The sequence below is a fragment of the bacterium genome, assembly GCA_040753555.1.
GTDB lineage: Bacteria > UBA9089 > UBA9088 > UBA9088 > UBA9088 > JBFLYE01.
On sequence record JBFMDZ010000057.1, the window covers coordinates 1 to 12,513 of the forward strand.

At 35.2% G+C, this 12,513-nt stretch carries 11 protein-coding genes; 2 read left to right on the top strand and 9 right to left on the bottom strand.

The window, feature by feature from the left end:
* Positions 1 to 221: 221 nt before the first annotated feature.
* From AB1630_06255 to AB1630_06295, 9 genes are all read right to left on the bottom strand, one after another.
* Positions 222 to 1,583 carry a hypothetical protein gene (locus AB1630_06255; GenBank protein MEW6103402.1) on the bottom strand — a complete coding sequence of 454 codons (1,362 nt, stop codon included), beginning with the start codon at positions 1,581 to 1,583 and terminating at the stop codon, positions 222 to 224.
* Positions 1,546 to 2,034 (bottom strand): FumA C-terminus/TtdB family hydratase beta subunit, encoded by a 489-nt coding sequence (locus tag AB1630_06260; GenBank protein MEW6103403.1) that lies wholly within the window; start codon positions 2,032 to 2,034, stop codon positions 1,546 to 1,548. Before AB1630_06260 ends, AB1630_06255 begins: the two co-directional genes overlap by 38 nt.
* Positions 2,031 to 2,867 carry a fumarate hydratase gene (locus tag AB1630_06265; protein MEW6103404.1) on the bottom strand — a complete coding sequence of 279 codons (837 nt, stop codon included), beginning with the start codon at positions 2,865 to 2,867 and terminating at the stop codon, positions 2,031 to 2,033. The genes AB1630_06260 and AB1630_06265 overlap by 4 nt, the downstream gene beginning before the upstream one ends.
* A complete protein-coding gene (locus tag AB1630_06270) occupies positions 2,836 to 3,261 on the bottom strand; it encodes a biopolymer transporter ExbD (GenBank protein MEW6103405.1) in 426 nt (141 codons plus the stop codon). Before AB1630_06270 ends, AB1630_06265 begins: the two co-directional genes overlap by 32 nt.
* A 100-nt stretch (positions 3,262 to 3,361) precedes the next feature.
* A complete protein-coding gene (locus AB1630_06275) occupies positions 3,362 to 4,006 on the bottom strand; it encodes a MotA/TolQ/ExbB proton channel family protein (GenBank protein ID MEW6103406.1) in 645 nt (214 codons plus the stop codon).
* Between the two features lie 853 nt (positions 4,007 to 4,859).
* Positions 4,860 to 5,582 (bottom strand): hypothetical protein, encoded by a 723-nt coding sequence (locus tag AB1630_06280; GenBank protein MEW6103407.1) that lies wholly within the window; start codon positions 5,580 to 5,582, stop codon positions 4,860 to 4,862.
* A gap of 489 nt (positions 5,583 to 6,071) precedes the next feature.
* Positions 6,072 to 6,779, bottom strand: coding sequence for a biotin--[acetyl-CoA-carboxylase] ligase (locus tag AB1630_06285; GenBank protein MEW6103408.1), 708 nt, complete (start codon positions 6,777 to 6,779; stop codon positions 6,072 to 6,074).
* Positions 6,766 to 8,250: a diguanylate cyclase gene (locus AB1630_06290; GenBank protein ID MEW6103409.1), complete on the bottom strand. Its 1,485-nt coding sequence runs from the start codon at positions 8,248 to 8,250 to the stop codon at positions 6,766 to 6,768. Before AB1630_06290 ends, AB1630_06285 begins: the two co-directional genes overlap by 14 nt.
* On the bottom strand, positions 8,235 to 9,842 hold the full coding sequence (locus AB1630_06295; GenBank protein MEW6103410.1) for a sensor domain-containing diguanylate cyclase: 1,608 nt from the start codon (positions 9,840 to 9,842) through the stop codon (positions 8,235 to 8,237). Before AB1630_06295 ends, AB1630_06290 begins: the two co-directional genes overlap by 16 nt.
* Before the next feature lie 55 nt (positions 9,843 to 9,897).
* On the opposite strand from AB1630_06295, the gene dnaG reads away from it, so the two are divergent.
* Together dnaG and AB1630_06305 are read left to right on the top strand one after the other, a co-directional pair.
* On the top strand, positions 9,898 to 11,577 hold the full coding sequence (gene dnaG, locus AB1630_06300; protein ID MEW6103411.1) for a DNA primase: 1,680 nt from the start codon (positions 9,898 to 9,900) through the stop codon (positions 11,575 to 11,577).
* The coding region (locus AB1630_06305; protein MEW6103412.1) for a sigma-70 factor domain-containing protein at positions 11,571 to 12,513 on the top strand (943 nt) is incomplete at its 3' end. The genes dnaG and AB1630_06305, both read left to right, overlap by 7 nt.

The following is a 12,513-nucleotide window of genomic DNA, read 5'->3' on the forward strand; positions in this document are numbered from 1 at the left end:
AAAGCACAATAAAAATAGAGTTCTCGCTTCGCTAAAGGGGGAAAGGGGGAGGATTATTCTAATATTTTTCAATAACCATAAATTTAAGCCCTATGAAAGGTTTTAGTAAAATTGGGGAATTTCTATTCTTTGTCAAGGACAAATTTTACTCAACCTATTTCTTCTCCTCTTTCTTCTCCTCCCAATAAACCCTTATTATCCCCTTTTTGTCCCGCCAGCTATTATTTTGCTTCAACTTCAATCTGAACAATTATCACCTCATTACTTTTTGTGCTGGAAGCTATTATCTCTTCCTTTTCTTGAATTCCATTGACAATAAAAGTCTTTAAAAAAGAACCTTCTTTATCTATAGACACCTTTCCAATACACCTTGGCCCACCAAAACCCAATGTTACATCTTCATAAGGCAAAAAACCAAATCCTTTTATGGTCAATGTCCCTGCCTTCCTATCGGCCTCTATTACCTCAATACAAGGCTTTATTTCAAGGTCTCTTTTTTCATAAAAACCAAGTTTTCCCTTTATTGTAACCCTCTTAATGCCCTTTGGCTGGGTATCCACAAGGAAATCAAGGCTAAAATCGCCATTCTCGCTGGTAAGGAATTCTTCTCTTTGAACTAATGTTTTTGTTCCCTCCCTTCTTTTTTCAAGGGTTATTGTTATTGTCTCATATTTAGAAAATCCATCTCCCTCAATTTTCATTGGTCTTAAAGGCTCGGCTGATTGAGGAAATTGCCTTATTCTTGGAAATATCTCAAAAGATACCTTGCTTGTTATGGATGAGAAAAGTCCATTTGCCTGAATTGAGACTTTTCCGGATGGCTCTATTGGAACCTTAAAGGGTATTTCAAAACTTCCAAATTTATCACTCCTTACACAAGCGATACTTACATAATTTCCAAAATCTATTCTAACCCACTCGCCTAGTTCGTATCTCACAGGCACCTTATAACCTGTGCCAGAAAGGGTAATGATTGAATCAACTTTGCCTGATTGCGGAATAACCTTAAGGTCTGGCTCCATAAAAAAAGCCATTCTCTCATCCCTAAATGTAACCCTGTCAAGTGTAAAAAATGTATTTGAACCATAAGGAAAATTACCAATAATAAATGATGAGGAAAATGTTCCTCCTTTCTCTACATCTACAAAGGTAACACAAGAATTAAATCCCATACCAACCTGAACCTTCTCCCTGGATGGATAGCCCCATCCGTCTATAAAAACCCTTGTCTCCCGACTTCCCCTCAAGGGATATGCTCTCATTACAGGCCTTATCCAAAAAGATATTGCCTCACTCTTACTTTTAGACTTTGCTGTTATTGTCTTTTGCCCACCTGGTTGGGATTGAATAATAAATGTTGTTGAAAATGTTCCGCTTAAGGATGCCTTTGCTTTAAAGATTTTTTTCTCAAAATTAATGGCTATGTCTTCACTTGGCTTATAGCCCTCCCCAGATATTAACACCCTTTCCCCTATTCTTGGCAGACGAGGCTCAATGGTTAAAGCAAAAGCCTTTAAGCATGCCATCAAAAGAAAAATGCCAATCTTAAAATATGGTTTTTCCATTAGAATCAATTCCAACATAAATTGGAAAATCCTTAACCTCCAATCTATGGATTGCCTCACAACCAAGTTCAGGATATGCGATAATTTCGGCTTTGCTAATAAAATTTGTGTAATATGCTGCAGCTCCACCAATGGCAACGAAATATACCGCTTGGTATTTTTTAATTGCATCTATAATTTCACTTGACCTTGGACCCTTTCCAATCATTCCAGCCAATCCAAGCGAAAGCAATAGGGGTGTCCATTTATCCATCCTTGCTGATGTTGTTGGACCACAAGAGCCAATGACGCTACCAGGCTTTGTCGGTGTTAGTCCTGTATAATAGATAACCTGGTCTTTAACATCAAATGGTAATCCCCGTCTATGTGCCTCATCCCTTGCTGTATAAATTATTCCAGAAAGGAAAACCTTATCTCCTGCTTTAAGGCTATAAAAAACATCTCTTTCTTCTGGAACCTTTACCTTCATAATACTACTTCTTTATACCGAGTGGCATAACATCCAATATTTATTGCCAAAGGGAGGCTTCCAATATGACAGGGTGCTAATTCTATATTAACAGAAATGGCTGTTGTTTTTCCTCCAAGACCACCCGGCCCAATTTCAAGATTGTTTATCCTTAAAAGGAGATTTTTCTCCATTTGTGCAACGGCTAAATTTTCATTAAACCTTCCTATATCCCTTAAAATTGCCTTCTTTGAAAGAAGGCAAGCAAATTCCATATCGCCACCAATTCCAATTCCAACAATAATGGGAGGGCAGGAATAAGGGGCTTTTTTCTTTACATAGTCTACAACAATATCCTCTATATCTTCCCTATCAGAGGGCTTAAGCATCATCAACCCTCCCTGATTCTCAGAGCCAGCTCCCTTTGCAAAAAGGGTTATCTTCAAATCTTCGCCATCTATCAAATGTATATGGACAATAGCCGGTGTATTATCGCCTGTATTTTTTCTTTCAAAAGGAGATGAGACCATAGATGCTCTAAGATAGCCCTCCTTATAACCCCTTCCAACACCCTCCTGCACAGAAGAATTTATATCAAAATCAATCTCTAATCCCCTTCCAATCTCAAAAAAGGCAATAACAGAGCCTGTATCCTGGCAAATTGGAATGTTTCTTTCTTTTGCAATCCTTGCATTTTCAATGAGAATTGATAAAACCTCCCTTGGTCTTTTTTCTTTTTCATTTTCCCTTGCTTTGATAAGGGCTTTAATAATAGACAAAGGAAGGCTATAATTTATCTCCTTGCAAAGGGAAGAAATGGTATTAACGAATTTCTGTCTCTCTATCCTTCTCATCCTCTTTTCCTGTAGCAATAGCAATCCTCTCTGCACCTGCTTGTTTTGCTATGTCCATAACAGAGACGGCATCGCCAAGATATATAGAGCGATCACCCCTTATGATAACAAGCTTATCCTCTTTTTGTAAAAGCTTCTGGGTAAGATATTCCTTTAAACCTGTTTTTTCAACCTTTACCTCATCAACAAATACATTTTTTTCTTTATCAACTGTTATAATAATTGCCTCTGGATTTGGAACGCCCATTATTGAAGATGGAAGATTTACCTTTATCCCTTGATACATAAGGAATGGCGTTGCAACCATAAAGATTATAAGAAGGACAAGAAAAACATCTGTAAGGGGTGTAATATTTATCTCTGCAATAAACCTATCCTCTTCTCCCACTTGCATTTTTATAAATCCTTACCTCAATTTTGAATTTTGCATTTTGATTTTTTATTAAATCCTTACCATAATTTTGCATTTTGATTTTTGCATTTTGCATTTTCTTCTACCATCCCCTTCTATCGCCAATCATATCAATAAGCCTCAAGGAATAGAGGCGAATTTCATGAATAAGCTCTGATGTCTTTATCTGAAAGAAGTTATAGAAAACAATGCCTATTACAGCAACAACAAGGCCTCCTGCTGTTGCAACCAATGCCTCAGAAATACCAGCTGCAACAACATTCATCCCAGAGGAACCAGATGCCGCAATGCTTGAAAATGCCCTCATTATCCCTACAACTGTGCCAAACAAACCAATGAATGGTGCGATGCTTCCAATTGTGGCAAGAACCCATATATTCTTCCTAAATCCTTTAAGCTCATAATCCTCTGCTGTTTTTATAGTATCTAAAAATTCCTCTTTGCTCCTGTCATGCTTAAGAAGGCCTGCCTTAAATATCCTTCCAAGTGGACCACCTGTAACCTCGCATATAGTGATAGCCTCCATTATTCCACCCTTTAAGACTACCTCCTCTATCCTAAAGATAAATTCCTCAGCCTCTTGATTAAGCCTTCTTGTTTTAAAACAAACATTTATCCATTTTTCTATGGCAACCCAAAGAAGGATAAAGGAACAAAGAAAAAGGGGCCACATAGCTATCCCTCCCCTCTTTATAAGCTCAAGTAATGAAAGATCTTGAAATTCCATTATTAAAAAGTATAGTTTTAAATTATTGTATTGTCTACTATTATTTTGTATTTAATCCATTTTTTTACGAAATTTTGTATTTACTCACCTTCTCACCAAGTAATAAACCATAAATCCTAAAGTCCATTTAATAAGATGTTAAGCAAACATTTTAAACCCTATCCTAATGCACCATAATTCGCGATGAGCCAAAAACAAAACCTGACCTCCCGATCTTCTTTCTTTTACTTAAGCCTTGTGTAATAGATTGTTGGTTAAATTTTCCTCTTTATCTTTTCCTCCAATTATATAGACAAAATCCTTGTATCTTGCTATTGAATGGTTTGTTGTTATCTCGGGAAGGCTTATTGTAGGGCTAAAACCTGTAATCTCTCCATCGGGGTTTATCCTTGCTGATATTACGCTTGATGTTCCCTCCTGAAAGTCTATGATTCCTCCAAAATAATAGATAGAGCTTCCCCTTATTATGCCACCTCCATTTTGAAGGGCATAGCCAATGTCTGCGGTGGTTATTTCTTTGATGTCTCCTTTATTTTCATCGGCTTTTATGGTATAAACCTTATCGTTGGCAATAACATATATCCTCTGGTTTGTTGGAATGGCTATGTGTCCATTAGTGGCTTGGGAAAGGAGTTTTTGTGATTCCTTCCAATCTTTAATTCCTCCAAGGGGGTCTATGAGGGCACAGTATATCTTGTTTGTTGGTGTAAAGTTATTGTCCTTCTTTTCTTTTCCTCCTTGATTTTATCTTTTAATGTATTTAAAATCATCATATTTTACAATCTATTGCAACTACCTCCCCTAAGAAATGGTGGATATGGTTAAGATTAAGAACAATTTCTTAAGCATCTTCTTACCACTCAAAGCTTTGGATAAGAATTATTCCTTCCTCTTTTGCCTTTTGGATAATCTTTGAAGGTGCATAATGGGTGAGTAATATCCTTACAATATCATCCTTGTATTGCTTCCTTATTGCCTTTACTTTTCTCTCTAATTGTTTAAATTTCTCAAAATCCTTCATCTTTGATTCTGCCTCACCTACGATTATTATAGGCTTTCCATTCCTTTTTCCAATAGCAAATATGTTTATTTCCTCTCCCTTTATTTCTGTCCTTACAAATCTTTCGGTTATCTCTATTCCCTCTCTTTCCTTTAAATATTTGGGTAATGCCCGATATGCTTCATTCTCAAGGGCATATCCCATTGTCTCTCCAATGCCTCCTACATTATCATTTGTCCTTTCAATAGCCAGGGTTAATTTTTTTATCTCTATTTGCGTTTCTTTCTGTGCTTCGGCAAGCTCTTTCTGGGCTGTTGCAAACTCCTCAACCCTTGCCTCGGTTCGCTTTTGGGCTTGGGCAAGGGCTTTTACATCAAGGGTAAGGTCGGATACCTCAACTGCAAGATCATTTACCCTAACCCCAAGCTCCTTTACAATCCCCTTAAGCTCATTAAAGTCAGATGCCTTTACAAGCTCGTTATAACTGTCAAAGATGGCTGAGGCAAGGACATCTGCCTGGTTTTTTTCAAATACTCCCTCTAACCTTTCCCTTATAACTGTTGGTGTTGCAATCAATTTAAATCACCTCTTTTAATACCTTATCAAATTTAACCTTCATACTTACCTTCATAGCTTTAAGTATAACCCAAAATCTTAAATTTAGCAAGATGTTTTTGCATAATATTTTTGTAACTACTTTAAGTTAAGGTTTTTTAAGTAAATTACAGTTACAACCTAAAGATATGGGGTATGTGTTTAGCTCCTTAATATGTGTTGAGCTTCCTTTATGCTAAAGAGCCAGAAATCGCTTTGTTTAATTGTTTAGCGAAGCTAAACATGTACAAAATCCAAAATCCATTTCTTCCCTTTTAGTTTTAAGTTTTTCAAAGAAGTTTGTAAAGAAAGCCAAAGCTTACTTAATTCGTGGTAAATTTATCTTAAATTAAAAAGAATCCGCGAATGGGCAGGAATGAAGCACGAATGAACACAAATAGGGGATACAAAATCAGTGTTTTATCTGTGGCTAAATAGTAAAATATGGATAGACTGAATAGTTAATTATTTTTAATCCATTCCAGAAATTTTAAAAAGCCCATTCTCTGTCTCCACAACAAGAAGACCTTGACTGTCTATATCAATCGCCCTTCCAGAGATATTTTCAAATTGCACCTCTTTTCCTATTGTAATACATCTTTCTTTTATTATTGGAATCTGCTCTGAAATTCCATCAATATTTTGATAAATTTCATCTATACCATTTAGTATAGAAAGGAATAAATCCTCAAGAGAGACCTCTTTTTTTAATTCCTCTTTTATGGATGTTGCATTTTCTGGAAGAAGCCCTTTATCTATATTTACATTTATCCCAACTCCGATAATTAACCAATTTACCCTGTTTAATGATACATCTGTTTCTATAAGGATTCCTCCAATTTTCTTTTCGTTAATATATAAATCATTTGGCCATTTGGTAAAGCAAAAAAGCCCTGTCTCCTGCTTTATTGCCTCACTTATTGCAAAGGAAATCCCTAAAGAAAATAAAGAAAGGCTATCTACATTTAGGTTGTATGGAAATAAAATAATAGAAAACCAAAGCCCTCCTTTTGGAGATATCCATTTGTCCCCCCTCCTTCCCCTTCCAGATGATTGAATTTCAGAAATAACAACCTCTCCATCATTCGCACCTGATAAAATAAGGCTTCTTGCCAAATCCTGCGTAGAGCCAATTGTATCAAAGCGATGGATATTTTTTCCAATCTTATTTAGTAACAATTCTACTTTCTTTAAGTTCGGCTTCTTTTAATGCAGACAAAGCATTAGAAAGAAGCTCTGTATGGTTTATTATAGAGCTGTGAAAGCTTGCACTCCCAATAATTATTGGGATATTTATCTGTCTTAAAACCTCTCTTCTTATTCTATCGGAAACAGCAAAAGCCTCTTTTTGTCCTATTCTATGAATAAGGAGATAAAATTTCTCATCCTTCATTGCCACAAGGTCTTCTTTTCGGGTCTGAAAATTGAGGATAAGCCCAAGTCTTTCTAAAACAGAGGGGTCTTTTATCTCACCATCTATTTTAACGATTAAAATAGAGAATACATCATTAAGGTTCCTTACTCTCTCTATCTCCTTTCTTATTGCCTCTTCAAAATAATAGTAGTTAAAGAGACTGGTTACTTTATCTACGATGAGAAGCCGGTCTATTTCTCCTGAAAGCCTTAAATTTTCTATAATCAAGGAGGATATGCTGGTTATGATTCTTGAAAACTTCTGTTCTTCAATACCAAATCTCCTTTCCCTCTTACATCCTCCAATTAAAACACCAATCCTTTCTCCTTTTATGGTCAGAGGAAAAATGATGAGCGAGACAATCCCCATTCTTTGATATGGAATAAGGGATTCTTTTTTCTCCTTGCTAATATTCTCCAAAACCAAAGGTCTTCCCTCTGAAATAACCTCATTCATACATTCCTTTACCTTCTCAGATTCTCCAATAATATCATCGCCTGCAATTACTTTTAGCCTTTTTTTCTCTATTACTGCAATAAGATTTATTTCTGTTTTAAGGTATGAAGAAAAGGCAGAGATTATGGAAAAAAACATCTCTCCTAGACTTTGGGTTCTATCTATCCTTAAGGAAATATTATAGAGTTGCTCAAGCTCTCTTCTTTCGACCTCAATTCTTTCTTGCTTTTCCTTCATCTCCTTCTGCAGCATTGCTGCCCTTCTTGTTTCATATTCAACCTCTCTCTGGGCAAATCTTACTTCTTTGGCAATATAGAATGAGACTGTCCAGATTCCAAAGAATATAGGAATTCTTATAAGAAAAGAGACCCATTCTCCTTTATTTAAAAGAAAAATTAAAAGATAGATAAGGGATATTGCAAGGGTAAGGCCAAAGGATGTGATTGGTCTATAGTAGCAAGCTGAAAAGATAATGGGAAATAGAAAGAAGAGAAAAAATGGGCTTTCTATTATCCCAGTTCCTAAGACAATAGAGCTTATAAAAACTATATCCAGGGTGCTTTCAGCATAAGCTATTCTTTCCCATTCTTTCTTTAAGATAAAGATTCTTGCTATAATGTTATATATGGTAAGGACAATGATGGGGAGGAAAAGGTTTAGTTTATTTGTCCAATCCGGGTATTTTATCTGGAGGACAAGGATGGTTAAAACAAGAACAAACCATCTTATTCGGTTTGCGATGATGAATATTCTACCGGCAAATCCTATTTCTTTTTCCATCCAATGGTTCTATTTTTCCCCTTTTCCTTTGCAATTGTCATAGCCCTGTCTGCATAGAGAAGAATTTCGTCAAACTTCTTTCCATCCTGTGGAAATGATGAAACTCCAATACTTACTGTAATAGGCTCTGTATTCTCAACAAGGGTGGCTTCACTTACACATTTTCTTATTCTTTCAGAAACCATTATTCCCTCTCCTTTATCTGCAGAGGGAAGGATTGCAACAAATTCCTCTTCTCCAAATCTTGCAAGGAAATCATTTTCCCTTAAAGAGCCTGTAAGATTAAGGGCTAAAGCACAAAGCATCTGATTTCCAATATGATGGCCATATTTTTCATTGAATTCTTTAAAATTATCTATATCTATCATAAGCAAAGAGAGGCTACAAGAAAACCTTTCTGCTTTGTGTATCTCCTTTTTTAGGGTTTCAATGAAATACTTGTAGTTATAAAGACCAGTTAGCTCATCTGTAATGGTCATTCTCTTTATCTCCTCGTTAAGATAGGCATTTTTTATAGATAAAGAGGTTCTACAAGCAATAAGAAGAAGAAATTTTAAGTAGTCTTCCTCCTTGAATTCCTTTGAATATGATGAGGCACAAACAAATACCCCTAGACATTCATTATCAACAATAAGTGGAATTCCTATGTAGAAAGCTGGCCCATTTTTAAATTGAGAAGGATCCCATTTTAACAGGTCATTTATAACCAATGGCTCTTTTTTTAAAACCGTCCTTCCTATTGGACCTTCTCCAATCCTTGTTTTTTCGGGAAAAGAAGGAGGAATGTTTTTTGTTCCTCCAGTAAGCTTAAGGCTTTCATTTTTTTCCATAAGCCATATTCCAGATATATCAAGGTTTAAAAAAGAAATTGTGGTATTACAAATATTGGTAAGCTGCTCGGAAAGACTAATATCTCCTTGTGTTTTTAAAGAGATATTATACACCTCAGAGAGAACTTTATTTTTCTTTTGAATTGCCACTACATTATGATGAAAGGCTCTAAGCAGATGCTTAACCTTTTCCTTTTCAATCTCAAGCTCCTCTCCCTGGCTTCTTATCTCTATACTTGAAAATATACTTAATCCACAAACTGCAAAGAGGACAGGAATTTTTAAACAAAGAATAGGGATTATGTTTTTAAAATTAGCACCAGAAAGAATTAAAATAAGGATATAAAGAAGGCATATTCCAAGCGTTATAAGGAGGGTCTTACCTGGCGAATAATAGATTGCAGAAAACATAATAATAACAATAAAGAATATCCAAAATGGGCTATTGTATCCCCCCGTAAGGTAAATAATACCTATAAGAAATATTGTATCCATCACAGTCTCCGCATAGCATATATTTCTTGTCCTTTCGTAGATTTCTGGAAGGTTAAGAAACCTTGTTGATATATTGTAGATTAAAAAGATTACAAGGAGAAGGTAAATATTTGGCCAGTTTTCAGAAGGAAAAGGGACAAATTGAAGCCCAAACAATATAAAAGTAAGAAAAAGCCATCTTGCCTTATATGATATTTCAAGTGCCTTTTGAGAAAATGTTCCCTCTTTCATTGCTTTATTATTTATTATAATGTATATGTTTATCATTTTCAAGATATTTTTCTTGCTAAAATTCTTTTTTTTATATATAATGTAGTTTTTTATGATTTCCGAGGAGGTTTTGGAAAAAATTTATGAAAGGTGTAGCCTTGTTGATTTGGTAGGTCAATATGTATCCCTAAAAAAAAGGGGGAAGAACTTTATTGGCTTATGCCCATTTCATGAGGAAAAGACACCTTCATTTACTATAAACCCAGAAAAACAGCTTTTTTACTGCTTTGGATGTGGAAGCGGCGGAAATATATTCTCATTCTTACAAAAAAAAGAAAATCTTTCATTTATTGAGGCTGTAAAAACACTTGCTAGCTCATTAAATATAAAGATAGAAGAAAGCAGTGAAAAATATGATGTTTTTTATAAAATCAATGAAAAGGCATCAGATTTTTATTCAAGCCTCCTTTTTAAAGATGAGGGGAAACTTGCATTAAACTATCTTTTAGAAAGGGGTTTAAAGAAAGAGGTAATTGAGGAATTTAGGCTTGGGATTGCTCCTTTAGGATGGGATAGGCTAAAGAATTATTTAAAAAAACTCTATTCTGAAAACGACCTTTTTGATGTAGGTCTTCTTCAAAAAGGAAAGGATACAAGCTATGATTGGACAAGAAATAGGATAACATTTCCTATTTTTGATAGATTTAACAGAATTGTTGGCTTTGGAGCAAGGGCTTTAGATACAAGCCTTCCAAAGTATATAAATACCAAAGAGACACAAATTTATAACAAAAGCTATATTCTTTATGGATTAAACAAGGCAATACCCTATATTAAGGAGAAAAACGAGGTTATTTTGGTAGAAGGCTACATAGATGTTCTTATGTGCCATCAAGAAGGCTTTAAAAATGTAGTTGCAACCTGTGGAACAAGCCTAACAGAAGGACATATATCTGCAATTAAACAAGCAGAAAATGTAGTTGTAAGCTTTGACCCTGATAAAGCAGGTATTTCTGCGGCTGAAAGGGGGGTTTCCCTTTTGATAAATAAGGGTTTTGAGGTATTTGTTATTTCTTTGGACAAAATGGACCCAGCAGAGCTTTTAAAGGAAAAAAAGGGTGCCTTTTTGAATGCCTTAAAAGAAAAAATGGAATTCTTTGATTTTCTTGTTCGTATAGCAAGAGAAAAAAAGAGGGAGGAGGGGATTAGGTATCTCCTTCCATTTATAGAAAAAATAGATGATGTAATAAAGAGGTCATTATTTATAAAAAAGGTATCAGAGGCATTATTTATAGATGAGGAGACGATTAAATCTTGTATTAAGAAAAAAAATACAAAGCCAATGGAATACATTACAAAAAGAAAAGAAAAGATAAGTCTGGCAGAAAAACTCCTTATTTCCTTAATGCTTGAGGATGAAGAGATTGCCGTATGGGCTATTTCTGAACAGGATAAAGAGCTGTTGAAGGATAAGGATTGTAGGGAGATATTTGAGGCAATTAAGGAAGCCATTTATTCAAAAGAGGGCTATCATCCAGAGAGGCTGGTTAATTCCATTTCTAAAGATGCATCTTTGTTGGCTTCTTCCTTAAGTATGGAGACCAATAACAAAGAGGATAGATATGTTCTGGCTTTATCTTGTATAAAAAGGATAAAGGAAGAAAGTCTAAAGGAAAAAATGCAAATTCTTAAAAGAGAAATAATGGAGAAAGAGAAAAGAAAGGAAAATGTAGAAAATCTCCTTTCCTCCTATCAAGAATTGGCAAAAAATATTGAAGCTTTAAGATGTTAAAAGAGATACACAAGGAAGAAATAATCAATAAGCTTGTTGAAATCTGGGAGGAGCAGGGAAAGATTACCTATGATGAGCTAACATTTCTCCTTCCAGATGATTTTCCCCTTGAAGAGATTGATCCCCTTCTTCAGGAGCTTTCTGAGCAATATGGAATAGAGGTTACAGAAGAGATAGGGTCAGAAGGGGCTTTTCTTGAAGAGATGGGGGAAGAGATAAAAATAGAAGACCCAATAAAGGTATATCTTAAAGACATTGGCAAAGTTCCCCTTTTGTCCTCTAAGGATGAAATAGCGATTGCAAAGATAATGGAGGATGGCTGGGACAAATTAAAAGAAAGGATAGCAAGATGTAAGGTTACAATAAAATTCTTACAGGAGATGAAATCCTGCGTTGATAAAGACAGGGTAAAGATAAGGGAGATATTTAGGCAGGAAAATGGACCATCGCCATTAAGAGAGGCAAGGCTCTATACCCAATTTAAAAACTTTATAGAACGGCTTGAGCAAGAAAAAAACAAGGAAAAGAAGAAAAAGATATTGAAAAGGTCTATTCACAAGGATGTTGCCTCAACCATTGCAGAAAGGATAAAAAGCATAGCAATAGAGATAAAAAAAATAGAGGGTAAAATAAAAAGAGCAAGCGAAAAGATAAGGAAAGAAGAAAGCCAGGAACTAAAAGAGAAACTAAAAGAGAAAAGGGAAGAATATATAAAAAGGCTTAAGGAGCTTCATCAAATAATTGGCGAACCAAGAAAAAGGATAAAGGATATAGCAAAAGAGCTAACTATAATTCAAGTAGATATAGAGGAAAAAATGGAATTCTTTGATTTTCTTGTTCGTATAGCAAGAGAAAAAAAGAGGGAGGAGGGGATTAGGTATCTCCTTCCATTTATAGAAAAAATAGATGATGTAATAAAGAGGTCATTATTTATAA

Excerpts from the sequence above, each read along its gene's own strand:
- AB1630_06255 (MEW6103402.1), bottom strand. The coding sequence starts at position 1,583 with ATGTTGGAATTGATTCTAATGGAAAAACCATATTTTAAGATTGGCATT.
- AB1630_06260 (MEW6103403.1), bottom strand. The coding sequence starts at position 2,034 with ATGAAGGTAAAGGTTCCAGAAGAAAGAGATGTTTTTTATAGCCTTAAA.
- AB1630_06265 (MEW6103404.1), bottom strand. The coding sequence starts at position 2,867 with ATGAGAAGGATAGAGAGACAGAAATTCGTTAATACCATTTCTTCCCTT.
- AB1630_06270 (MEW6103405.1), bottom strand. The coding sequence starts at position 3,261 with ATGCAAGTGGGAGAAGAGGATAGGTTTATTGCAGAGATAAATATTACA.
- AB1630_06275 (MEW6103406.1), bottom strand. The coding sequence starts at position 4,006 with ATGGAATTTCAAGATCTTTCATTACTTGAGCTTATAAAGAGGGGAGGG.
- AB1630_06290 (MEW6103409.1), bottom strand. The coding sequence starts at position 8,250 with ATGGAAAAAGAAATAGGATTTGCCGGTAGAATATTCATCATCGCAAAC.
- AB1630_06295 (MEW6103410.1), bottom strand. The coding sequence starts at position 9,842 with ATGATAAACATATACATTATAATAAATAATAAAGCAATGAAAGAGGGA.
- dnaG (MEW6103411.1), top strand. The coding sequence starts at position 9,898 with ATGATTTCCGAGGAGGTTTTGGAAAAAATTTATGAAAGGTGTAGCCTT.